This is a genomic window from Yersinia antarctica (assembly GCF_056636475.1).
This window is the reverse complement of record NZ_JBSJQF010000001.1, coordinates 4,549,023-4,573,651: the sequence shown is the minus strand read 5'-3', so window position 1 is coordinate 4,573,651 and position 24,629 is coordinate 4,549,023. Positions and strand designations below refer to the sequence as shown.

Genomic DNA, 24,629 nt, shown 5'->3' with positions numbered 1-24,629 from the left:
GCATTGCGTAGTGTCCACACAGATTGTCTGATGAATGTAAATGAGCAAGAGCACCTGTTGATGAGGGTGATGATTGTGCAATAAGACCTCGGTATCGAGTTTTTACTGCATCAGTCGTTCGAATGTGTCACCACATTCTCACCTTTACACAAAAATACTGAATCAGTGATTCAGTAGAAATTTTTGTGTCCCCATCGTCTAGAGGCCTAGGACACTGCCCTTTCACGGCTGTAACAGGGGTTCGAATCCCCTTGGGGACGCCACGCCGATAATGTGTGAAAGACATTATCAACTGAATATCTTAAAGATGACTTTAACGAGTCGTGTTTAAGATATTGCTCTTTAACAATCTGGAACAAGCTGAAAATTGAAACATTACAGCTGAAACTTATCTCTCCGTAGAATGACTGAGGTAAGGATTAACCTGTATTAGAGTCTCTCAATAATCGCAATGCCAATGGGTAATCATTGTTGCAGTGTGAGCGAGAAGACACTCAGCAAGGCGTACAGCGCACAGCAACCGGAGTGAACTTAACGTTCATGAGGATTGCGCGCACTGCACAACATAGCAGAGTGTGTTCACAGCCACACCAATAACGAAAAACACCTTTGGGTTGTGAGGTTAAGCGACTAAGCGTACACGGTGGATGCCTAGGCAGTCAGAGGCGATGAAGGGCGTGCTAATCTGCGAAAAGCGTCGGTAAGCTGATATGAAGCGTTACAACCGACGATACCCGAATGGGGAAACCCAGTGCAATTCGTTGCACTATTGCATGGTGAATACATAGCCATGCAAGGCGAACCGGGGGAACTGAAACATCTAAGTACCCCGAGGAAAAGAAATCAACCGAGATTCCCCCAGTAGCGGCGAGCGAACGGGGAAGAGCCCAGAGTCTGAATCAGTTTGTGTGTTAGTGGAAGCGTCTGGAAAGTCGCACGGTACAGGGTGATAGTCCCGTACACCAAAACACACTTGCTGTGAACTCGATGAGTAGGGCGGGACACGTGACATCCTGTCTGAATATGGGGGGACCATCCTCCAAGGCTAAATACTCCTGACTGACCGATAGTGAACCAGTACCGTGAGGGAAAGGCGAAAAGAACCCCGGCGAGGGGAGTGAAATAGAACCTGAAACCGTGTACGTACAAGCAGTGGGAGCCTACTTTGTTGGGTGACTGCGTACCTTTTGTATAATGGGTCAGCGACTTATATTTTGTAGCAAGGTTAACCGAATAGGGGAGCCGTAGGGAAACCGAGTCTTAACTGGGCGTCTAGTTGCAAGGTATAGACCCGAAACCCGGTGATCTAGCCATGGGCAGGTTGAAGGTTGGGTAACACTAACTGGAGGACCGAACCGACTAATGTTGAAAAATTAGCGGATGACTTGTGGCTGGGGGTGAAAGGCCAATCAAACCGGGAGATAGCTGGTTCTCCCCGAAAGCTATTTAGGTAGCGCCTCGTGAACTCATCTTCGGGGGTAGAGCACTGTTTCGGCTAGGGGGTCATCCCGACTTACCAAACCGATGCAAACTCCGAATACCGAAGAATGTTATCACGGGAGACACACGGCGGGTGCTAACGTCCGTCGTGAAGAGGGAAACAACCCAGACCGCCAGCTAAGGTCCCAAAGTCATGGTTAAGTGGGAAACGATGTGGGAAGGCATAGACAGCCAGGATGTTGGCTTAGAAGCAGCCATCATTTAAAGAAAGCGTAATAGCTCACTGGTCGAGTCGGCCTGCGCGGAAGATGTAACGGGGCTAAACCATGCACCGAAGCTGCGGCAGCGACACTTAGGTGTTGTTGGGTAGGGGAGCGTTCTGTAAGCCGTTGAAGGTGACCTGTGAGGGTTGCTGGAGGTATCAGAAGTGCGAATGCTGACATAAGTAACGATAATGCGGGTGAAAAACCCGCACGCCGGAAGACCAAGGGTTCCTGTCCAACGTTAATCGGGGCAGGGTGAGTCGACCCCTAAGGCGAGGCTGAAAAGCGTAGTCGATGGGAAACAGGTTAATATTCCTGTACTTGGTGTTACTGCGAAGGGGGGACGGAGAAGGCTAGGCTAGCCGGGCGACGGTTGTCCCGGTTTAAGCATGTAGGCGGAGCGACTTGGTAAATCCGGTTGCTTATCAACGCTGAGGTGTGATGACGAGCCACTACGGTGGTGAAGTAGTTGATGCCAAGCTTCCAGGAAAAGCCTCTAAGCATCAGGTAACATTAAATCGTACCCCAAACCGACACAGGTGGTCAGGTAGAGAATACTCAGGCGCTTGAGAGAACTCGGGTGAAGGAACTAGGCAAAATGGTGCCGTAACTTCGGGAGAAGGCACGCTGGCATTAGGTAAAGAGACTTGCTCTCGGCGCCGAAGCCAGTCGCAGATACCAGCTGGCTGCAACTGTTTAATAAAAACACAGCACTGTGCAAACACGAAAGTGGACGTATACGGTGTGATGCCTGCCCGGTGCTGGAAGGTTAATTGATGGGGTCAGCCGCAAGGCGAAGCTCTTGATCGAAGCCCCAGTAAACGGCGGCCGTAACTATAACGGTCCTAAGGTAGCGAAATTCCTTGTCGGGTAAGTTCCGACCTGCACGAATGGCGTAATGATGGCCAGGCTGTCTCCACCCGAGACTCAGTGAAATTGAACTCGCTGTGAAGATGCAGTGTACCCGCGGCAAGACGGAAAGACCCCGTGAACCTTTACTATAGCTTGACACTGAACATTGAGCCTTGATGTGTAGGATAGGTGGGAGGCATTGAAGTGTGGACGCCAGTCTGCATGGAGCCAACCTTGAAATACCACCCTTTAATGTTTGATGTTCTAACTCGGCCCCGTGATCCGGGGTGAGGACAGTGTCTGGTGGGTAGTTTGACTGGGGCGGTCTCCTCCCAAAGAGTAACGGAGGAGCACGAAGGTTAGCTAATCACGGTCGGACATCGTGAGGTTAGTGCAAAGGCATAAGCTAGCTTGACTGCGAGAGTGACGGCTCGAGCAGGTACGAAAGTAGGTCTTAGTGATCCGGTGGTTCTGAATGGAAGGGCCATCGCTCAACGGATAAAAGGTACTCCGGGGATAACAGGCTGATACCGCCCAAGAGTTCATATCGACGGCGGTGTTTGGCACCTCGATGTCGGCTCATCACATCCTGGGGCTGAAGTAGGTCCCAAGGGTATGGCTGTTCGCCATTTAAAGTGGTACGCGAGCTGGGTTTAGAACGTCGTGAGACAGTTCGGTCCCTATCTGCCGTGGGCGTTGGAAGATTGAGAGGGGCTGCTCCTAGTACGAGAGGACCGGAGTGGACGAATCACTGGTGTTCGGGTTGTCATGCCAATGGCATTGCCCGGTAGCTAAATTCGGAAGAGATAACCGCTGAAAGCATCTAAGCGGGAAACTTGCCTCGAGATGAGTCTTCCCTGGGGCTTTAAGCCCCCTGAAGGAACGTTAAAGACTATGACGTTGATAGGCTGGGTGTGTAAGTGCAGCGATGCATTGAGCTAACCAGTACTAATGATCCGTGAGGCTTAACCTTACAACACCAAAGGTGTTTTAGATTGAGAGATAGAAATTTTCAGCGAAGTTCCGAGATTGGGCTGGCTGGCTGTGTGTAGGATTACATAGCGGGTTAGTTTAGACAGAATTTGCCTGGCGGCCATAGCGCGGTGGTCCCACCTGATCCCATGCCGAACTCAGAAGTGAAACGCCGTAGCGCCGATGGTAGTGTGGGGTCTCCCCATGCGAGAGTAGGACACTGCCAGGCATCAAATAAAGCCGAGACCCCATGCCAAAAGCGTGGGGTTTTTGCTATGGGCAGAATAGTGAAATAGGTATAAATAGTGACCTTAGAGTGGTTGCGTCGCAGGGCTCATAGTCAGACGAGTCAAATATTGCAGGGGCAGGTGAGTCAAATCCGGCCGTCACAGCGATGAATAAAATAAAAGGCTACCTTGATAGGTGGCTTTTTTTACCTTCAGTTAAAACAAAATACAATATGAGTATTATGATCGGTTAGACTAGCGCCAGAACTAGTTAGAATGAGTATCCAATGTCATGTCGAATCAACATTCCCCGCTAAAACATCTCAATACTTTTGCATTAGCAGCTTATGCGAGCAAAGTAATTAGCGTTAACTCACCTGAAGAATTGATTAATGCTTGGCATGAGTCTGTTTCTAAGCATCAGCCAGTGCTTTTACTTGGCGAAGGCAGCAACGTGCTGTTTATTGAAAACTATTCAGGAACAGTATTACTTAATCGGATTAAGGGTATCACTTCTACTGAGGATGATATTGCCTGGCACCTGCATGTTGGGGCTGGAGAAAATTGGCATCAATTGGTTTGTTATTCATTACTAAATAACATGCCAGGCCTAGAAAATCTGGCGTTAATCCCAGGTTGTGTCGGTTCTGCACCCATTCAGAATATTGGTGCTTATGGTGTTGAGCTGCAAAAGGTATGCGAATACGTTGATTTACTTGATATGGATAAGGGTACAGTGCTACGCCTTTCCGCTAAAGATTGTCAATTTGGCTATCGCGACAGCATTTTTAAGCATCACTATGGTCATGGATTTGCCATCGTAGCCGTAGGCATTAAATTGGTAAAATCATGGATCCCAACATTGGGCTATGGTGATCTAACGCGAATGGATCCATCGACAGTTACAGCAGAAGAGATATTCAACTCAGTTTGTACCATGCGGCGTAGTAAGCTACCCGATCCCGCAGTGACCGGCAATGCAGGCAGTTTTTTTAAGAATCCAGTTGTGGATGCCGCTGTAGCTGAAGAGATTGTAAAGCGCTACCCCAATGCGCCCCATTACCTGCAACCCGATGGGTCTGTTAAGCTGGCTGCTGGTTGGCTTATCGATCAATGTGCGCTTAAGGGATATCAGATTGGCGGTGCGGCGGTGCATCAGCAGCAGGCGCTAGTGTTGATTAACCTAGCAGAAGCGACAGGTCAGGATGTGATAGGCCTTGCCAGTTATATCCGTCAGCAAGTTGCTAAGAGATTTGCAATCTGGTTGGAACCAGAAGTGCGATTTATCGCAAGTAATGGTGAGGTTAATGCTGTGGAGTGTTTGTCGTGAAAGATATTAAAATCCCTTTACGGTTGATTGGCATATTAGCTGATGGTGCTTTCCATTCAGGAGAGCAATTAGGCGAAACCTTTGGGATGAGTCGTGCCGCAATTAACAAGCATATGCAAACTATCAGAGAGTGGGGACTAGATGTCTTTACTGTCCCTGGTAAGGGCTATAGTTTACCTGCACCTATTCAACTGCTTAATGAACAAACAATATTAAATTATCTCCCCGCAGGCCAGGTGGCTATCTTGCCTGTCGTCGACTCGACGAATCAATATTTATTAGACCGCATTACTGAATTGAAGTCTGGCGATGCTTGTGTGGCTGAATACCAACATGCAGGGCGAGGAAGACGGGGACGTCAGTGGATCTCTCCCTTTGGTGCGAATCTTTATTTATCTATGTTCTGGCGGCTGGAGCAAGGCCCTGCTGCTGCAATGGGATTAAGCCTGGTGGTTGGGATTGTTATGGCTGAGGTTCTACGTAAACTCGGAGCTGAGCAGGTTCGTGTAAAATGGCCAAATGACCTGTATTTAAATGATAAAAAACTGGCAGGTATATTGGTAGAACTCACAGGGAAAACAGGAGATGCTGCTCAGTTGGTAATTGGTGCCGGCATTAATTTAACAATGCGTGAATCAACGACTAACGTCATCAGTCAGGATTGGATCAACTTACAGGAAGCGGGTGTTAATATTGATCGTAATAAACTGACGGCTGAACTGTTATCTGAATTACGACTTGCAGTCGTTAAATTTGAAAACGAAGGCTTATCTGCTTTTATTTCTCGTTGGCGAGAAATGGACAATTACCTTGATCGCCCTGTGAAATTGATTATTGGCAATCAAGAGATATTTGGTATTGCTAGAGGTATTGACCAACAAGGTGCATTATTATTAGAGCAAAATGGCAATGTAAAACCTTATATTGGCGGTGAAATATCTCTACGTGGCGTTTAATCTTATAATAGATGGGAGGCTAGAACCTCCCACTTTGGCTATTTTCTCAAACGTACACTCTCAACGGCATGGTTGGCACTTTTAGTCATTATCAGACTGGCACGCTCACGCGTTGGTAGTATATTTTGCTTTAAATTCAATCCGTTAATCTCTTTCCATAATTGAGTGGCAATCTTGATTGCCTCTGCTTCAGGCAATTTAGCATAATTATGGAAATAAGAATCAGGATTGGAAAATGCACCCTGTCTAAACTTAAGGAACCTGTTTATATACCAACTTTGAAGTAAATCTTCAGGGGCATCGACATATATAGAGAAGTCTACAAAATCAGAGACAAATACATGGTGCGGATCATGAGGGTAATCCATTCCACTTTGTAGAACATTTAAGCCCTCTAATATGAGAATGTCAGGTTGCTTGATGATCTTATTACCGTCAGGGACAACATCATATATTAAATGAGAATAAACCGGCGCCGTAACATAACCTGTCCCTGATTTTACTTCTGAGACAAACTTCACCAGATTATGCATATCATAGGATTGTGGGAATCCTTTTTTCTTCATCAGCCCACGCTCATTCAGGACTTTATTGGGATAAAGAAAACCATCTGTTGTAATCAGTTCTACACTGCGATGTTCCGGCCAGCGGCTCAGTAACGCTTGCAGTAAGCGCGCGGTGGTGCTTTTACCGACAGCAACACTGCCTGCAATGCCAATGACATAGGGAATACGCTGGCCATCAGTTCCAAGGAATTGTTCCAGAACCGCCTGTCGCCGCAAATTAGAACTAATATAAAAGTTAAGCAGGCGCGAAAGTGGCAGGTATATCTGTGCCACTTCATCTAATGAAAGGTCTTCGTTAATCCCTTTGAGTTTAACGATTTCTTCTTCTGTTAGTGTCAATGGTACTGAGTCGCGCAAGGCTGCCCACTGAGTACGATCGAACTGTAGATAAGGCGTCGCTAAAGATTGATCTCTTTTTGTCATAAGCCAAATTCTGCCTGTTAACGCAGGTTGGGAAAGGCGCTGGACGCCAACTCCAGATAAGAAACAAGCTGCATATTATAGGCAGCTTGCTTTTTGGCGTAGACATTTTTGTGCTTAGTGAGTGATTTATTTGATGTACGTTGCTATTCCAATCAATTAAGAACACAGATGGTAGGTTCTACCCTTTTTATAGATAACAATCACGGTCATCAACTGGCTATGGCAGTGTGTGATTGATTTACTGAAAATAAACGTTTGAAATAGATTGCGGTCGGATGATAGCTGCCATCGGGTGTGCAGGCATAATCCGGAATTTCTCCCATGCAACGATAACCTTGTGCACGGTAAAAAGATTCAGCAGGAGAACCTGCTTGAGTATCGAGATATAGCAATCCACGGCGTAGTTGAACCGCGGTACTCTCCATCGCGAGAATCAATTTGTGCCCAATACCAGTACGACGGCTACGGCTATGCACCAATAATTTCTGCACTTCGGCTCGATTTAAACCATTTGGCTTTTGGCAAAGGTCTAATTGGATAGTTCCAGTAATCCCCATCTCATCGCGTGCTATCCATAATAGTAATGCTCCTTTGGCGATGGCCGGGCGCAGACCATCGTAATAGCTCTCAGCTTCTTTCTGCGACAGAGAGCGGGAGTCATAGCCTACAGATGCCCCATGAGCTACGGCATCAATCAGTAAACTTGCCAGCTCACTGCGATATATAGGCAATGTTGCCGCATTAAGTAAAACTATCTTCATGATAAAACTCCTCAACCGCTGCTGGTCTATGCTTATGTCTATGTTTAAGCAATAAACAAGCCAAATATGAGTAGTGTGATTACCCTCATTGGAGCAATATTTTTTTAGACGAGATGCACTCAATTGGGGCACTCTCCCTTTTTTGAGGCGCAAAACTAAATTTATACTCAGTCAGTGGTACTAAAATTGGTGGCACAATGAGAGGTGAACTCATTTAAGGGGGAATTTTTCATTCATGGCGTTGATTACAAAAGCGGGTGTGCTGGATGTGAAATGAGCTAACTATGGTTAATAATACATCTGGCTTTTAAAAAGTGGCTGTTTTGTGAGCGAAAGGTCGACTTATGCAATTTTTTTGTTGCATCATAAGCTCGCTCTACCTAGAATGCGCTGCACTTGATGCCGGCATAGCTCAGTTGGTAGAGCAACTGACTTGTAATCAGTAGGTCCCGAGTTCGACTCTTGGTGCCGGCACCATTCAAGTACTAAAATTTAGGTGGGGTTCCCGAGCGGCCAAAGGGAGCAGACTGTAAATCTGCCGTCATCGACTTCGAAGGTTCGAATCCTTCCCCCACCACCATATTTACTCTTGAGTCTCAAGCCGATTCAGTGTCATGAATCTAAATGAGTTACTTAAGGGGAAGGTGAAAACCTTCGACGAAGGTTCGAGCCGAGCGTAGCGAGTCAACGACGCGCAGCGGCGGCCCGAAGGGTGAGGAGCGAAGTGACGAATAATCCTTCCCCCACCACCATATTTAACCTTGAGTCTCAGGGTGATTCAGAAGATCGAACTCCTAATACACACTCAAGGCGAGAGCACCGCTCTCGATGAAGAGTGAAGTGGCCAAGCCCTTCCTTTCAAATTTCTGCAGATTAAGTCAGGTAGCCGAGTTCTAAGATGCGGGCATCGTATAATGGCTATTACCTCAGCCTTCCAAGCTGATGATGTGGGTTCGATTCCCACTGCCCGCTCCAAGATGTGCTGATATAGCTCAGTTGGTAGAGCGCACCCTTGGTAAGGGTGAGGTCGGCAGTTCGAATCTGCCTATCAGCACCATTTCTCATTCTCTCGTCCCCTGATTTTCTTTCTGTGTTATGGATTCAGCAAGCATGCGCTTGGTTGATGTGGTGAAACCACCGATTCCGTGTCTTAGAGGGACAATCGATGTCTAAAGAAAAGTTTGAACGTACAAAACCGCACGTTAATGTGGGTACTATTGGCCACGTTGACCATGGTAAAACTACCCTAACTGCTGCAATCACCACCGTACTGGCTAAAACCTACGGCGGTAGTGCTCGTGCATTCGACCAGATCGACAACGCTCCGGAAGAGAAAGCGCGTGGTATCACCATCAACACGTCACATGTTGAATATGACACCCCGTCGCGCCACTATGCGCACGTTGACTGCCCAGGGCATGCCGACTACGTTAAAAACATGATAACCGGTGCTGCTCAGATGGACGGCGCGATTTTGGTTGTTGCTGCAACTGATGGCCCGATGCCACAGACTCGCGAGCACATCTTGTTAGGTCGTCAGGTTGGTGTTCCTTATATCCTGGTCTTCCTGAACAAGTGTGACATGGTTGACGATGAAGAATTGCTGGAATTGGTAGAAATGGAAGTCCGCGAACTTCTGTCTCAATACGATTTCCCTGGCGACGATACTCCCGTTATCCGTGGTTCAGCGCTGAAAGCGTTAGAAGGCGAGCCAGAATGGGAAGCAAAAATTATTGAATTAGCTGAGGCACTGGATAGCTACATCCCACAGCCTGAGCGTGCAATCGATAGACCATTCCTGCTGCCAATCGAAGACGTATTCTCTATCTCAGGCCGTGGTACAGTTGTCACTGGCCGTGTAGAGCGTGGCATTGTTAAAGTTGGTGAAGAAGTTGAAATCGTTGGTATTATCGATACCATTAGAACAACATGTACTGGCGTTGAAATGTTCCGCAAACTGCTGGACGAAGGCCGCGCGGGTGAGAACGTTGGTGTTCTGCTGCGTGGTACTAAACGTGATGACGTACAGCGTGGTCAGGTATTAGCTAAGCCAGGTTCTATCAAGCCACATACTAAATTCGAATCAGAAGTTTATATTCTGAGCAAAGACGAAGGCGGCCGTCATACTCCGTTCTTCAAAGGTTACCGTCCTCAGTTCTACTTCCGTACAACGGATGTAACCGGTACTATTGAATTGCCAGACGGCGTTGAGATGGTGATGCCAGGTGATAACATTCAAATGATTGTTAACCTGATTGCGCCTATCGCAATGGATGATGGTCTGCGTTTCGCAATTCGTGAAGGCGGCCGTACGGTAGGTGCCGGCGTTGTTGCTAAAGTCATTGAATAAGATTTGACGCGACATGCGATAAAAGGGCATCATTTGATGCCCTTTTTCTACGTTGTCATGCTAGAACCTATCTCATCAGTGGTTTTTTCATCATAATTACTGGTGAGATGGGCTCTGGAAATACGGCGAATAGTGCCGAGTGGTGCCGATTAGAGAGTCTCTAGAGCATCCTTCGGCTTGGTTTGCTTTGCGATGCGAAGCAAAGTTGTTGTTCTGAATCATAGTGACAGGTTGGTTTATGAGTGCGAATACCGAGGCTCCAGGGAGCGGACGCGGCCTGGAAACGGCTAAATGGCTAATCGTTGCTGTATTATTAGTTACAGCTATTGTTGGTAACTATTATTTCCGTGATTACAGCCTGCCGTTGCGTGCGTTGGCAGTTGTAGTAATTATCGCTGTTGCCGGTGCTGTTGCATTGATGACGGCAAAAGGTAAAGCCACTGTAGCGTTTGCTCGTGAAGCACGCACGGAAGTGCGTAAAGTGATTTGGCCTACCCGTCAGGAAACTCTGCATACAACGTTAATCGTTGCTGCGGTAACTGCTGTAATGTCACTGATTCTATGGGGGCTAGATGGTATCCTAGTCCGCCTGGTATCATTTATTACTGGCCTGAGGTTCTAAGATGTCTGAAGCACCAAAAAAGCGTTGGTACGTCGTTCAGGCGTTTTCCGGTTTTGAAGGCCGCGTAGCTCAATCGCTGCGTGAGCATATCAAGTTACATGACATGGAAGAGCTGTTTGGCGAAGTCATGGTTCCAACGGAAGAAGTCGTCGAAATTCGTGGTGGTCAACGTCGTAAAAGTGAACGCAAATTCTTCCCAGGCTATGTACTGGTCCAGATGGTGATGAACGATGCCAGCTGGCACTTAGTGCGTAGCGTGCCACGTGTAATGGGCTTTATCGGTGGTACATCCGATCGCCCTGCACCAATCAGTGATAAAGAAGTTGATGCGATTATGAATCGTCTTCAACAAGTGGGTGATAAACCACGTCCTAAAACACTGTTTGAACCAGGTGAACTGGTGCGTGTCAGCGATGGTCCATTTGCCGACTTTAACGGTGTTGTTGAAGAAGTGGACTACGAGAAGAGCCGCCTGAAAGTATCTGTTTCTATCTTTGGCCGTGCAACACCGGTCGAGCTGGATTTCAGTCAGGTAGAAAAAGGCTGATTCATTTTTCAGCAGTGATTGAAATTTGAGTCTTGTCTTAGGCGCGAAATTAAAATATAATTTCGCGCCTTTTGTTTTTAGATGTCTTGCTTTTTGTCATCCGTGGCAACTTATTTCATCGTAAATAATAGCGAGACAAAACACGGGGAGCCTCGAACGCGAGGCGATACTACCCAAATCGAGGAAATCGTAAATGGCTAAGAAAGTACAAGCCTATGTCAAGCTGCAAGTAGCAGCTGGTATGGCGAACCCAAGTCCACCAGTTGGTCCAGCTTTGGGTCAGCAGGGTGTTAACATCATGGAATTCTGTAAAGCGTTCAATGCTAAGACTGAAAGCATTGAAAAAGGCCTGCCGATCCCTGTTGTTATTACTGTTTATTCTGATCGCTCTTTCACTTTCGTTACTAAAACCCCGCCAGCAGCAGTTCTGCTGAAAAAAGCGGCAGGTATTAAGTCTGGTTCTGGCAAGCCGAACAAAGACAAAGTAGGGACTGTGACCGGTGCTCAGGTCCGTGAAATCGCAGAAACCAAAGCTGCGGATATGACTGGTGCTTCAATTGACGACATGATGCGTTCAATCGAAGGTACTGCTCGTTCCATGGGCCTGGTAGTGGAGGGTTAATAAATGGCTAAGCTGACCAAGCGCATGCGCGTGATCCGTGACAAAGTTGATGTGACTAAGCAATACGATATCAACGAAGCTGTTGCCCTGCTGAAAGAGCTGGCTACTGCTAAATTCGTAGAAAGTGTAGACGTTGCCGTTAACCTCGGTATCGACGCACGTAAATCTGACCAGAACGTTCGTGGTGCAACTGTGTTGCCACATGGTACTGGCCGTTCAGTACGCGTTGCTGTTTTCGCTCAGGGTGCAAACGCTGAAGCTGCGAAAGAAGCAGGCGCTGAATTGGTAGGTATGGAAGACCTGGCTGATATGATCAAGAAAGGCGAAATGAACTTCGACGTTGTTATTGCTTCCCCAGATGCAATGCGCGTTGTAGGTCAATTGGGCCAAATCTTGGGTCCACGTGGCCTGATGCCTAACCCTAAAGTGGGTACTGTTACTCCTAACGTTGCTGAAGCAGTTAAGAATGCTAAAGCAGGTCAGGTTCGTTATCGCAACGACAAAAACGGTATTATCCACACTACCATTGGTAAAGTTGATTTCGACTCAGATAAGTTGAGAGAAAACTTAGAATCTCTGGTTGTTGCGCTGAAGCGTGCTAAACCTGCTACAGCGAAAGGCGTTTATATCAAGAAAATCAGCCTCTCCACCACCATGGGTGCTGGCGTTGCAATCGATCAAAGCGGTCTGTCAGCAGTAGTGATCTAATCACGAATTGATTTTATCGCTTTACGTGGGCGTAAGGTTTGTCTAGAATCTTACGCCCATGCTTCTGTTGATGGGGTTACTTATCAGCAGAACACCAGAATTTTCGGTTGGAGCTTGGCCTTATCCAAGCCTCCGTCCAAGACCGCAGGTGTGTCGTAAGACACTTAATTTCCTGCGTAGACGGTGACAGAACCTAAAGCATTTTTTTCTTTCCTATAAAGAATTGTCCTTGCTGAATTCTGCTCACCGTGTTTTCAACGCCCGTTCATTGCATTTTGTAGTGGATTGGGTGACGTGAGTTCCGGGGAATTACTCTCCGGTTAATCCAGGAGCAAGAACTAATGGCACTAAATCTTCAAGGCAAACAAGCGATTGTTGCTGAAGTTAAAGAAGTAGCCAAAGGTGCGCTGTCTGCGGTTGTTGCGGATTCTCGTGGCGTTACCGTTGACAAAATGACTGAACTGCGTAAAGCAGGTCGTGAAGCTGGCGTTCACATGCAAGTTGTTCGTAACACCTTGCTGTGCCGCATTGTTGAAGGCACTCAATTCGAATGCCTGAAAGACACGTTTGTTGGTCCAACCTTGATCGCATTCTCTTCTGAACACCCGGGCGCAGCTGCTCGTCTGTTCAAAGCATTTGCTAAAGATAATGCAAAATTTGAGGTTAAAGCAGCAGCCTTTGAAGGCGAGTTAATCCCTGCGGCTCAGATCGACCGCCTGGCAACTCTGCCAACCTACGAAGAAGCAATCGCACGTCTGATGGGAACCATGAAAGAAGCCGCTGCTGGCAAATTGGTTCGTACTCTGGCTGCGCTGCGTGATCAGAAAGAAGCTGAAGCGGCTTAATCGCCCTCACTTTTGTCAGTCACTGCTTTTTAACGTATAAACTATTTCTGTATTTTAGGAACACTTGTTATGTCAACTATCACTAAAGACCAAATTCTGGAAGGCGTTGCAGCTCTGTCTGTAATGGAAATCGTTGAACTGATCTCTGCTATGGAAGAGAAATTCGGCGTTTCAGCTGCTGCTGTTGCTGCAGGTCCTGCTGCTGCTGCTGAAGCTGTAGAAGAACAAACTGAATTCAACGTTGTTCTGGCTTCATTCGGCGACAACAAAGTTGCAGTAATCAAAGCTGTTCGCGGCGCAACTGGCCTGGGCTTGAAAGAAGCTAAAGATCTGGTTGAGTCTGCACCTGCAGTTCTGAAAGAAGGCGTGAACAAAGACGAAGCTGAGTCTCTGAAAAAATCTCTGGAAGAAGCTGGTGCTTCTGTTGAGATCAAGTAAGTTTAGCTTTGAGTTCGCAGCCTAACTTATAGGCTGATGGCTGGTGACTTTTTAGTCATCAGCCTTTTTGCGCTGTAGGGCGTTAGTCGCATTTCACACTGTTTAGCGGCTGACTAACCCCCCAATATTCCTTTCTATTTACGACTTAATATACTGCGTTCTCAGCTACGACCCACTCGGGTAGCTCGGTAGTCAAAGTAACGCGATGAAATGGTTTAAGAGTGATAGAAAAGAGTATTTCGAGAAGTGTTTCAACTTCTCATTCTAAATAATAGTGTTGCATGAACTGTCCTATGTTCGGGGCAGACAGAGTGGGTCGACTTTTCAGCGAGCTGAGGAACCCTATGGTTTACTCCTATACCGAGAAAAAACGTATTCGTAAGGATTTTGGTAAACGTCCACAAGTTCTGGACATACCTTATCTCCTTTCTATCCAACTTGACTCGTTCCAGAAATTCATCGAGCAAGATCCCGAAGGGCAGCACGGTCTGGAAGCAGCATTCCGTTCTGTTTTTCCAATTCAGAGCTACAGTGGCAATTCGGAGCTGCAATACGTTAGCTACCGTCTTGGTGAACCTGTATTTGATGTTAAAGAGTGCCAGATCCGTGGTGTGACCTATTCCGCACCGCTACGCGTTAAGCTGCGTCTGGTAATCTATGAGCGCGAAGCTCCTGAAGGTACGGTCAAAGACATCAAAGAACAAGAAGTCTACATGGGTGAAATTCCACTCATGACCGAAAACGGTACCTTTGTCATTAACGGTACTGAGAGGGTTATCGTATCTCAGCTACACCGTAGCCCTGGCGTATTCTTTGACAGTGATAAGGGTAAAACCCATTCATCGGGTAAAGTGCTGTACAACGCACGTATCATCCCTTACCGCGGTTCATGGTTAGATTTCGAGTTTGACCCGAAAGACAACCTGTTTGTCCGTATTGACCGTCGTCGTAAATTGCCTGCAACCATCATTCTGCGCGCATTGAGTTTCACCACTGCACAGATCTTGGATCTGTTCTTCGAGAAAGTGGTCTTTGAGATTCGTGACAACAAGCTGCAGATGGAATTAGTTCCAGAGCGCCTGCGCGGTGAAACGGCATCCTTTGATATTGAAGCGAATGGCAAAGTTTACGTCGAGAAAGCGCGTCGTATTACTGCGCGTCATATTCGCCAGCTTGAAAAAGACGGCATTGATCGCATCGAAGTTCCGGTTGAATACATTGCCGGTAAAGTGGTTGCAAAAGACTATATCGATACGAACACCGGTGAGCTTATCTGTGCAGCCAACATGGAGCTGTCACTGGATTTACTGGCTAAACTGAGCCAGTCTGGCCACAAGCATATCGAAACATTGTTCACCAACGACCTGGATCACGGTGCTTATATCTCCGAGACCCTGCGTGTTGACCCAACCAGCGATCGTTTGAGCGCCTTGGTTGAGATCTACCGCATGATGCGTCCTGGTGAGCCACCAACACGTGAAGCTGCTGAAAATCTGTTTGAGAACCTGTTCTTCTCTGAAGACCGCTATGATTTGTCAGCGGTTGGCCGGATGAAGTTCAACCGTTCCCTGCTGCGTGACGAAATCGAAGGTTCCGGTATCCTGAGCAAAGAAGACATCACCGAAGTGATGAAAAAGCTCATCGATATCCGTAATGGTCGCGGCGAAGTGGATGATATCGACCACTTGGGCAACCGTCGTATTCGTTCCGTTGGTGAAATGGCTGAAAACCAGTTCCGTGTAGGTCTGGTTCGTGTTGAGCGTGCAGTTAAAGAGCGTTTGTCTCTGGGTGACCTCGACACTCTGATGCCTCAGGACATGATCAACGCCAAGCCGATTTCGGCGGCGGTGAAAGAGTTCTTCGGTTCCAGCCAGTTGTCACAATTTATGGACCAGAACAACCCGTTGTCTGAGATTACGCATAAACGCCGTATCTCTGCATTGGGCCCGGGCGGTTTGACCCGTGAACGTGCTGGCTTTGAAGTTCGAGACGTACACCCGACTCACTACGGTCGCGTATGTCCAATCGAAACGCCAGAAGGTCCAAACATCGGTCTGATCAACTCCTTGTCTGTCTACGCACAGACCAACGAGTATGGTTTCCTGGAAACACCTTATCGTCGCGTACGCGATGGTGTGGTGACCGATGAAATTAACTACCTGTCTGCTATTGAAGAAGGCAATTTCGTTATCGCTCAGGCGAACTCCAACCTGGACGAAGACGGCCGCTTCATTGAAGACTTGGTCACTTGTCGTAGCAAAGGCGAATCAAGCCTGTTTAGCCGCGACCAAGTAGACTATATGGACGTTTCCACTCAACAGGTGGTGTCTGTTGGTGCTTCTCTGATTCCATTCTTGGAACACGATGACGCCAACCGTGCATTGATGGGTGCGAACATGCAACGTCAGGCGGTTCCTACTCTGCGTGCTGATAAGCCGCTGGTGGGTACTGGTATGGAACGTGCAGTAGCGGTTGACTCAGGGGTAACCTCTGTAGCCAAACGTGGCGGTACGGTTCAATACGTAGATGCATCCCGTATCGTTATTAAAGTTAACGAAGACGAAATGTATCCGGGCGAAGCAGGCATTGATATTTATAACCTGACCAAATACACCCGTTCAAACCAGAACACCTGTATCAACCAGATGCCGTGTGTGAATCTGGGTGAGCCAATCGAGCGCGGCGACGTGCTGGCAGATGGCCCATCAACAGATCTGGGCGAACTGGCATTGGGTCAGAACATGCGCGTAGCGTTCATGCCTTGGAACGGTTACAACTTCGAAGACTCCATCTTGGTCTCCGAGCGCGTGGTACAAGAAGATCGCTTCACCACCATCCACATTCAAGAACTGGCATGTGTGTCCCGTGACACCAAGCTGGGGCCAGAAGAGATAACGGCTGATATCCCGAACGTGGGTGAAGCTGCACTGTCCAAACTGGATGAGTCCGGTATCGTGTATATCGGTGCTGAAGTGACTGGCGGCGACATTCTGGTTGGTAAGGTAACACCTAAAGGTGAAACCCAACTGACGCCAGAAGAGAAGCTGTTACGTGCGATCTTCGGTGAGAAAGCGTCTGATGTTAAAGACTCTTCTCTGCGTGTACCAAACGGTGTTTCCGGTACGGTTATTGACGTACAAGTCTTTACTCGCGACGGTGTAGAAAAAGATAAACGTGCGTTAGAAATCGAAGAGATGCAACTGAAGCAGGCTAAGAAAGACCTGACTGAAGAGTTGCAGATCCTGGAAGCGGGCCTGTTTGCACGTATCCATGCAGTACTGGTTTCTGGTGGCATCGAAGCTGACAAGCTGAGCAAGTTACCACGTGATCGTTGGCTCGAACTGGGCCTGACCGACGAAGACAAGCAAAACCAACTGGAACAGTTGGCGGAGCAGTACGACGAAATGAAATCCGAATTCGAGAAGAAGATGGATGCCAAGCGTCGTAAGATCACCCAAGGTGATGATTTGGCACCAGGCGTGCTGAAGATCGTCAAGGTGTATTTGGCGGTTAAACGTCAGATTCAACCGGGTGACAAGATGGCCGGTCGTCACGGTAACAAAGGTGTTATCTCCAAAATTAACCCGATCGAAGATATGCCTTACGATGAAAACGGTACGCCGGTAGACATCGTTCTGAACCCGCTGGGCGTACCATCGCGTATGAACATCGGTCAGATTTTGGAAACCCACTTAGGGATGGCAGCGAAAGGCATTGGCGAGAAAATCAACGCCATGCTGAAGAAGCAGGAAGAAGTTGCCAAACTGCGTGAGTTCATCCAGAAAGCCTACGATCTGGGCGACAACGTTTGTCAGAAAGTTGATCTGAGCACCTTCACCGATGACGAAGTATTGCGTCTGGCTGAGAACCTGAAAAAAGGTATGCCAATTGCAACACCAGTCTTCGACGGCGCGACAGAGAAAGAGATCAAGGAACTGTTACAGCTAGGTGGTCTGCCAACTTCTGGTCAGATTACTCTGTTTGACGGCCGTACCGGCGAGCAATTTGAACGTCAGGTTACTGTCGGCTACATGTACATGCTGAAACTGAACCACTTGGTTGATGACAAGATGCATGCGCGTTCTACCGGTTCTTACAGCCTGGTTACTCAGCAGCCGCTGGGTGGTAAGGCTCAGTTCGGTGGTCAGCGCTTCGGTGAGATGGAAGTGTGGGCGTTGGAAGCTTATGGCGCCGCGTACACATTGCAGGAAATGCTTACCGTCAAGTCCGACGATGTAAACGGCCGTACCAAGATGTACAAAAACATCGTGGATGGCGATCACCGTATGGAACCAGGCATGCCGGAGTCCTTCAACGTATTGTTGAAAGAAATCCGCTCGCTGGGCATCAATATCGAGCTGGAAGAAGAGTAACTCTTCGCCAGACGGCAGACTCTTACAGCCGGGAGTCTGCTGGTGGTTCGCACTGGTCACAGGGGCGCTCAAATTTCGTTTTGAGCGCCTATCAGGTCTAACTCCGACAGGAGCCAATCCGTGAAAGACTTATTAAAGTTTCTGAAAGCGCAAACTAAGACCGAAGAGTTTGATGCGATCAAAATTGCTCTGGCATCGCCAGACATGATCCGTTCATGGTCGTTCGGTGAAGTTAAAAAGCCGGAAACCATTAACTACCGTACGTTCAAACCAGAACGTGACGGCCTTTTCTGTGCCCGTATCTTTGGCCCAGTAAAAGATTACGAATGCCTGTGCGGTAAGTACAAGCGTTTGAAACACCGTGGTGTTATTTGTGAGAAATGCGGCGTTGAAGTGACTCAAACCAAAGTGCGCCGTGAGCGTATGGGTCACATCGAACTGGCTTCTCCAACTGCGCACATCTGGTTTCTGAAATCGCTGCCATCCCGCATCGGTTTACTGCTGGATATGCCATTACGTGACATCGAACGTGTACTGTACTTCGAATCCTATGTGGTTGTTGAAGGCGGTATGACCAACCTGGAACGTCGTCAGATCCTGACTGAAGAGCAGTATCTGGACGCGTTGGAAGAGTTTGGTGATGAGTTCGACGCGAAAATGGGCGCCGAGGCGATTCAGGCCCTGTTGAAAAACATGGATCTGGAAGCTGAGTGCGAGATCCTGCGTGAAGAATTGAACGAAACAAATTCTGAAACCAAGCGTAAGAAGCTGACTAAGCGTATCAAGCTGCTGGAAGCGTTCGTACAGTCTGGCAATAAGCCAGAGTGGATGATCCTGACCGTGCTGCCTGTGTTGCCGCCAGATTTGCGTCCATTGGTTCCGTTGGATGGTGGTCGTTTTGCGACTTCTGATCTGAACGATTTGTATCGTCGCGTGATCAACCGTAACAACCGTCTGAAGCGCCTGCTGGACTTGGCGGCTCCTGACATCATCGTACGTAACGAAAAGCGTATGCTGCAAGAAGCAGTAGATGCATTGCTGGATAACGGCCGTCGCGGTCGTGCGATTACCGGCTCTAACAAGCGTCCGTTGAAGTCACTGGCTGACATGATCAAAGGTAAGCAAGGTCGTTTCCGTCAGAACTTGCTGGGTAAACGTGTTGACTACTCAGGTCGTTCGGTTATCACCGTTGGTCCATACCTGCGTCTGCATCAGTGCGGTCTGCCTAAGAAAATGGCTCTTGAGCTGTTCAAACCGTTCATCTACGGCAAGCTGGAATTGCGTGGTCTTGCTACCACCATTAAAGCCGCCAAGAAGATGGTTGAGCGTGAAGAAGCTGTGGTTTGGGATATCTTGGATGAAGTTATCCGCGAACACCCAGTGCTGCTGAACCGTGCACCAACCCTTCACCGTTTGGGTATCCAGGCGTTTGAACCGGTTCTGATCGAAGGTAAGGCAATCCAGTTGCACCCATTGGTTTGTGCGGCATATAACGCCGACTTCGATGGTGACCAAATGGCTGTTCACGTACCGCTAACACTGGAAGCTCAGTTAGAAGCGCGTGCGTTGATGATGTCTACCAACAACATCCTGTCACCAGCGAACGGCGAGCCAATCATCGTTCCTTCTCAGGACGTTGTATTGGGTCTGTATTACATGACCCGCGACTGTGTTAACGCCAAAGGCGAAGGCATGGTTCTGACTGGCCCGAAAGAAGCTGAACGTATTTATCGTGGTGGCCTGGCATCGCTACATGCTCGCGTAAAAGTGCGTATTACTGAAGAAATTCGTAATGTCGAAGGCGAAAGCATTACGCGTACCAGCATCATCGATACGACAGTTGGCCGTGCTATTTTGTGGATGATCGTCCCGAAAGGCCTGCCTTACTCTATCGTGAACCAGCCGCTGGGCAAGAAAGCTATCTCCAAGATGCTGAACACCTGTTACCGCATCCTGGGCTTGAAGCCAACGGTTATCTTTGCTGACCAGATCATGTACACCGGTTTTGCTTACGCAGCACGCTCAGGCGCCTCTGTAGGTATCGATGACATGGTTATCCCAGAAGCGAAAGCAGGGATCATCGAAGAAGCTGAAACTGAAGTTGCCGAGATCCAGGAGCAGTTCCAATCTGGTCTGGTAACCGCAGGCGAACGTTATAACAAAGTGATCGATATCTGGGCCGCGGCTAACGAACGTGTTGCCAAGGCGATGATGGATAACTTGTCTGTAGAAGATGTTGTCAACCGTGACGGCGTTGTCGAACAGCAAGTGTCATTCAACAGCATCTTTATGATGGCCGACTCCGGTGCGCGTGGTTCTGCTGCACAGATTCGTCAGCTGGCAGGGATGCGTGGTCTGATGGCCAAGCCAGATGGTTCGATCATTGAAACGCCAATCACTGCGAACTTCCGTGAAGGTTTGAACGTACTTCAGTACTTCATCTCAACCCACGGTGCGCGTAAAGGTTTGGCGGATACCGCATTGAAAACTGCGAACTCCGGTTACCTGACCCGTCGTTTGGTTGACGTGGCACAGGATCTGGTGGTAACCGAAGACGATTGTGGTACCCATAACGGTATCGTGATGACCCCGGTTATCGAAGGTGGTGATGTTAAAGAGCCACTGCGCGATCGCGTTCTGGGTCGTGTGACTGCAGAAGAAGTTATCAAGCCGGGTACGGCTGATATTCTGGTTCCGCGTAACACCCTATTGGACGAAAAATGGTGTGATCTGTTAGAAGAAAACTCCGTCGACAGCGTTAAAGTTCGTTCAGTAGTAAGCTGTGAAACTGACTTTGGTGTGTGTGCAAACTGCTATGGTCGCGACCTGGCACGTGGTCACATTATCAACAAAGGTGAAGCAGTTGGTGTTATTGCAGCGCAGTCAATCGGTGAGCCGGGTACCCAGCTTACGATGCGTACGTTCCACATCGGTGGTGCGGCATCTCGTGCGGCAGCAGAGTCCAGCATTCAGGTTAAGAACAAAGGCAGCTTGAAACTGAGCAACGTCAAGTTCGTTACCAATGCAGCGGGCAAGCTGGTTATTACTTCTCGTAATACCGAGCTGAAGCTGATCGACGAATTCGGCCGTACTAAAGAAAGCTACAAAGTGCCTTACGGTGCTGTAATGGCTAAAGGCGATGGCGCAGAAGTCCAGGGCGGCGAAACCGTTGCTAACTGGGATCCGCACATCATGCCAGTTGTGACCGAAGTGAGCGGTTTCATTCGCTTCGCGGACATGGTTGACGGCCAGACCATTACCCGCCAGACCGACGAACTGACTGGTTTGTCTTCTCTGGTAGTACTGGATAGTGCAGAGCGTACCGGTAGCGGTAAAGACCTGCGTCCGGCACTGAAAATCGTTGACGCCAAAGGCGACGATGTATTGATCCCAGGTACTGATATGCCTGCTCAATACTTCCTGCCAGGTAAAACGATTGTACAGCTGGAAGATGGCATTCAGATCGGTGCGGGTGATACCCTGGCGCGTATTCCTCAGGAATCAAGCGGTACCAAGGATATTACCGGTGGTCTGCCACGTGTTGCTGACTTGTTCGAAGCACGTCGTCCGAAAGAGCCTGCAATCCTGGCTGAAATCAGCGGGATCATCTCGTTCGGTAAAGAGACCAAAGGCAAACGTCGTCTGGTTATCTCACCGTTGGATGGTAGCGATGCATACGAAGAGATGATTCCGAAATGGCGTCAGCTCAACGTGTTCGAAGGTGAAATTGTAGAACGCGGTGACGTGGTCTCCGATGGCCCAGAATCTCCACATGACATTCTGCGTCTGCGTGGCGTTCACGCAGTTACCCGTTACATCACCAACGAAGTGCAGGAAGTTTACCGTCTGCAAGGCGTTAAGATTAACGATAAACACATCGAAGTTATCGTTCGTCAGATGTTGCGTAAAGGCACCATCGTTGATTCAGGTAGCACTGACTTCCTGGAAGGCGAGCAGGCAGAAATGTCTCGCGTTAAAATCGCTAACCGTAAGCTGGCAGCCGAAGGCAAAATCGAGGCTACGTTCACGCGTGACCTGCTGGGTATCACCAAGGCATCCTTGGCGACCGAGTCCTTCATCTCTGCGGCTTCGTTCCAAGAAACCACGCGCGTTCTTACTGAAGCGGCAGTTGCCGGTAAACGTGATGAACTGCGTGGCCTGAAAGAAAACGTAATCGTGGGCCGTCTGATCCCAGCCGGTACCGGTTACGCTTATCATCAGGATCGTGCACGCCGTAAAGCTCTGGGTGAAGTTCCCGTTGTACCGCAAGTTAGCGCGGATGAAGCAACGGCTAACCTGGCTGAATTGCTTAACGCCGGTTTTGGTAATAGCAAAGACTAATCTCTTTGTTGTTCACCAACGTAAAAACCGCTCCTTACGGGGCGGTTTTTTTTGCTTTTTTTAGGATTTAAACGGCCGGTTTATTGCAGAGAACGCCCTAAATGGCGATCCCAATCCTTCCACACCGGCTGTAACTCCGCCTGTGTCAATGCCAGTGCTACCTGCTCCGGTGTGCGATTATCATGCGGAGCAAATTGCTCAAGTTCTGGATGATTATCTGCATACCCACCAGGCTGAGTTTTGGAACCCGCACTGACATTATTAATCGCGACCGGAATGACATTGTCGCGGAAGAAAGGTGATTCACGGGTAGATAGCGACAGTTCCACATCGGGGGCAAACAATCTAAAAGCACAGATCAATTGCAGCAGTTGCGGCTCACTCATCAGAGATGCAGGCTCGATACCGCCCGCACAAGGTCGTAGTCGTGGAAACGAAATAGAGTAGCGACTTTGCCAATAGGTCTGTTGCAGATAAAACAGATGCTCCGCCAGCATATAACAGTCCGTGCGCCAACTATTAGACAGCCCGATCAACGCACCTAGTCCGATCTTGTCGATCCCAGCCCGACCGAGACGATCTGGGGTTGCCAGTCGCCAGTGAAAATCTTGCTTGTGCCCGCGCAAGTGATGTTGCTGGTAAGTCGCTGGGTGATAGGTTTCCTGATAAACCATCACACCGTCTAATCCCAACGTTTTTAGCTCCGCATACTCTTCTTGCGCCAATGGTTGAACTTCCATCATCAGTGAACTGAATCGACTACGGATGACTGGGAAGTGACGACGAAAGTAATCCATTCCTACTTTTGCCTGATGTTCACCAGTGACCAGTAGCAGATGTTCAAAGCCTAGCGCTTTGATAGCATCACACTCACGGATGATTTCTGCTTCATCTAAGGTTTTGCGCTTGATGCGATTGCTCATCGAGAAACCACAATAAGTGCAATCATTAGCACACAGATTAGAAAGGTAGAGCGGCACATAAAAACTCACCGTGTTACCAAAACGCTGGCGGGTTAATTGTTGAGCCTTCTGCGCCATCGGTTCGAGATAAGCCAGTGCTGCGGGCGAAATCAACGCCATTAAGTCGTCGCGATTCGGTTTGACGGCATTAATGGCCCGTTCAACATCAGCGGCGGTTTTACTGTTAATACGCAGAGAAATATCATCCCAATCTAATTGTTGCCAGTGTTGGCTGAAATCTTCAGACATGATGCTCCTCCTCTAACTGGCTGAGAAAGCCAGTCAGTGGGCTGGTGGCAATGGCCTTGCCAAACTGTTGGTTGCCAAGCCCCGCCTGACGCGCCAATTCACCGGATTCAACCGCCAAACGGAAAGCATGCGCCATGTGTACGGGTGAGCGTGCCACGGCAATTGCGGTATTGACCAGCACGGCATCAGCTCCCAATTCCATTGCCTCAAGCGCATGGCTTGGCGCACCAATTCCAGCATCGACTACCACGGGCACTTTGGCCTGCTCGATAATGATTTGCAGAAAGTCGCGGGTACGTAAGCCCAAATTTGAGCCAATCGGTGCACCCAATGGCATGACGGCAGCGCAGCCTGCTTCTTCCAGCCGCTTGCACAATACTGGGTCCGCACCACAGTAAGGCAAAACAACAAATCCCTCTTTCACCAGTATTTCGGCGGCTTTCAGGGTTTCTATTGGGTCAGGCAGTAAATACTTCACATCGGGATGAATTTCCAATTTTATCCAATGGGTACCCAGCGCTTCACGCGCCAGACGGGCGGCAAATACAGCCTCTTGCGCAGTTTTGGCCCCCGAGGTATTAGGCAGCAAACGCACACCTAATTGTTGCAAGGGCGCAAGAATTGCATCGTTCCCTGCCCGTAAATCAACCCGTTTCATCGCCATAGTAATCAGTTGTGACCCCGAGGCGCGCAATGCTTCCAGCATTAGTTCCGGGGTGGAGAATTTTCCCGTACCGGTAAATAAACGTGAGGTAAAAGTGGTATCGGCGATCTTCAGCATG

General features: G+C 48.6%; 15 protein-coding genes, 5 tRNA genes, 2 rRNA genes and 1 other RNA gene. 19 read left to right on the top strand and 4 right to left on the bottom strand.

Annotated elements, in window-relative coordinates; genetic code table 11:
- Positions 1-187 precede the first annotated feature (187 nt).
- The 5 genes from ACWJJO_RS21105 (at position 188) to birA (ending at position 6,040) form a co-directional block, all read left to right on the top strand.
- Positions 188-263: transfer RNA gene (locus tag ACWJJO_RS21105), tRNA-Glu, on the top strand.
- A 357-nt stretch (positions 264-620) separates the two neighbouring features.
- A 23S ribosomal RNA gene (locus ACWJJO_RS21100) occupies positions 621-3,528 on the top strand.
- A gap of 112 nt (positions 3,529-3,640) precedes the next feature.
- Positions 3,641-3,756, top strand: a 5S ribosomal RNA gene (gene rrf / locus ACWJJO_RS21095).
- Positions 3,757-4,046: 290 nt separating this feature from the next.
- Positions 4,047-5,084: a UDP-N-acetylmuramate dehydrogenase gene (gene murB, locus ACWJJO_RS21090; protein ID WP_083162036.1), complete on the top strand. Its 1,038-nt coding sequence runs from the start codon at positions 4,047-4,049 to the stop codon at positions 5,082-5,084.
- Positions 5,081-6,040 (top strand): bifunctional biotin--[acetyl-CoA-carboxylase] ligase/biotin operon repressor BirA, encoded by a 960-nt coding sequence (gene birA, locus ACWJJO_RS21085; protein ID WP_083162038.1) that lies wholly within the window; start codon positions 5,081-5,083, stop codon positions 6,038-6,040. The genes murB and birA overlap by 4 nt, the downstream gene beginning before the upstream one ends.
- A 38-nt stretch (positions 6,041-6,078) precedes the next feature.
- Here birA and coaA read toward each other — a convergent pair whose 3' ends face one another.
- Together coaA and ACWJJO_RS21075 are read right to left on the bottom strand one after the other, a co-directional pair.
- Positions 6,079-7,029, bottom strand: a complete 951-nt coding sequence (gene coaA / locus ACWJJO_RS21080; protein WP_083162041.1) for a type I pantothenate kinase — start codon at positions 7,027-7,029, stop codon at positions 6,079-6,081.
- A 209-nt stretch (positions 7,030-7,238) separates the two neighbouring features.
- Positions 7,239-7,790, bottom strand: a complete 552-nt coding sequence (locus ACWJJO_RS21075; protein ID WP_083162043.1) for a GNAT family N-acetyltransferase — start codon at positions 7,788-7,790, stop codon at positions 7,239-7,241.
- Between the two features lie 401 nt (positions 7,791-8,191).
- On the opposite strand from ACWJJO_RS21075, the gene ACWJJO_RS21070 reads away from it, so the two are divergent.
- The 14 genes from ACWJJO_RS21070 (at position 8,192) to rpoC (ending at position 22,636) form a co-directional block, all read left to right on the top strand.
- Positions 8,192-8,267 (top strand) — tRNA-Thr (locus ACWJJO_RS21070).
- 18 nt (positions 8,268-8,285) lie between these two features.
- Positions 8,286-8,370, top strand: a tRNA-Tyr gene (locus ACWJJO_RS21065).
- Positions 8,371-8,414: 44 nt separating this feature from the next.
- A non-coding RNA gene (locus ACWJJO_RS21060) (RtT sRNA) lies at positions 8,415-8,542 on the top strand.
- A gap of 148 nt (positions 8,543-8,690) precedes the next feature.
- Positions 8,691-8,765: transfer RNA gene (locus ACWJJO_RS21055), tRNA-Gly, on the top strand.
- 6 nt (positions 8,766-8,771) lie between these two features.
- A tRNA-Thr gene (locus ACWJJO_RS21050) sits at positions 8,772-8,847 on the top strand.
- Between the two features lie 108 nt (positions 8,848-8,955).
- Entirely contained in the window at positions 8,956-10,140 is a 1,185-nt protein-coding gene (gene tuf / locus ACWJJO_RS21045; protein WP_042568960.1) for an elongation factor Tu, read from the top strand.
- A 238-nt stretch (positions 10,141-10,378) separates the two neighbouring features.
- The gene (gene secE / locus ACWJJO_RS21040; RefSeq protein ID WP_005192343.1) at positions 10,379-10,762 is read left to right on the top strand and encodes a preprotein translocase subunit SecE; all 384 of its coding nucleotides are present in this window, start codon (positions 10,379-10,381) and stop codon (positions 10,760-10,762) included.
- Position 10,763: 1 nt separating this feature from the next.
- Positions 10,764-11,309, top strand: a complete 546-nt coding sequence (gene nusG / locus ACWJJO_RS21035) for a transcription termination/antitermination protein NusG (protein ID WP_002210671.1) — start codon at positions 10,764-10,766, stop codon at positions 11,307-11,309.
- Positions 11,310-11,502: 193 nt separating this feature from the next.
- A complete protein-coding gene (rplK, locus tag ACWJJO_RS21030) occupies positions 11,503-11,931 on the top strand; it encodes a 50S ribosomal protein L11 (protein WP_004712403.1) in 429 nt (142 codons plus the stop codon).
- Between the two features lie 3 nt (positions 11,932-11,934).
- Positions 11,935-12,639, top strand: a complete 705-nt coding sequence (gene rplA / locus ACWJJO_RS21025; RefSeq protein ID WP_049614735.1) for a 50S ribosomal protein L1 — start codon at positions 11,935-11,937, stop codon at positions 12,637-12,639.
- A gap of 341 nt (positions 12,640-12,980) precedes the next feature.
- The gene (gene rplJ / locus ACWJJO_RS21020) at positions 12,981-13,484 is read left to right on the top strand and encodes a 50S ribosomal protein L10 (RefSeq protein ID WP_083162045.1); all 504 of its coding nucleotides are present in this window, start codon (positions 12,981-12,983) and stop codon (positions 13,482-13,484) included.
- Between the two features lie 69 nt (positions 13,485-13,553).
- A complete protein-coding gene (gene rplL / locus ACWJJO_RS21015; RefSeq protein WP_004876762.1) occupies positions 13,554-13,922 on the top strand; it encodes a 50S ribosomal protein L7/L12 in 369 nt (122 codons plus the stop codon).
- A gap of 344 nt (positions 13,923-14,266) precedes the next feature.
- On the top strand, positions 14,267-18,295 hold the full coding sequence (gene rpoB, locus ACWJJO_RS21010; RefSeq protein WP_083162047.1) for a DNA-directed RNA polymerase subunit beta: 4,029 nt from the start codon (positions 14,267-14,269) through the stop codon (positions 18,293-18,295).
- Between the two features lie 120 nt (positions 18,296-18,415).
- Positions 18,416-22,636 carry a DNA-directed RNA polymerase subunit beta' gene (gene rpoC / locus ACWJJO_RS21005; protein WP_005192331.1) on the top strand — a complete coding sequence of 1,407 codons (4,221 nt, stop codon included), beginning with the start codon at positions 18,416-18,418 and terminating at the stop codon, positions 22,634-22,636.
- 80 nt (positions 22,637-22,716) lie between these two features.
- Here rpoC and thiH read toward each other — a convergent pair whose 3' ends face one another.
- Positions 22,717-23,847: a 2-iminoacetate synthase ThiH gene (gene thiH / locus ACWJJO_RS21000; protein ID WP_481091495.1), complete on the bottom strand. Its 1,131-nt coding sequence runs from the start codon at positions 23,845-23,847 to the stop codon at positions 22,717-22,719.
- Positions 23,840-24,628: a thiazole synthase gene (locus ACWJJO_RS20995; RefSeq protein ID WP_442821352.1), complete on the bottom strand. Its 789-nt coding sequence runs from the start codon at positions 24,626-24,628 to the stop codon at positions 23,840-23,842. Before ACWJJO_RS20995 ends, thiH begins: the two co-directional genes overlap by 8 nt.
- Position 24,629: the final 1 nt, after the last annotated feature.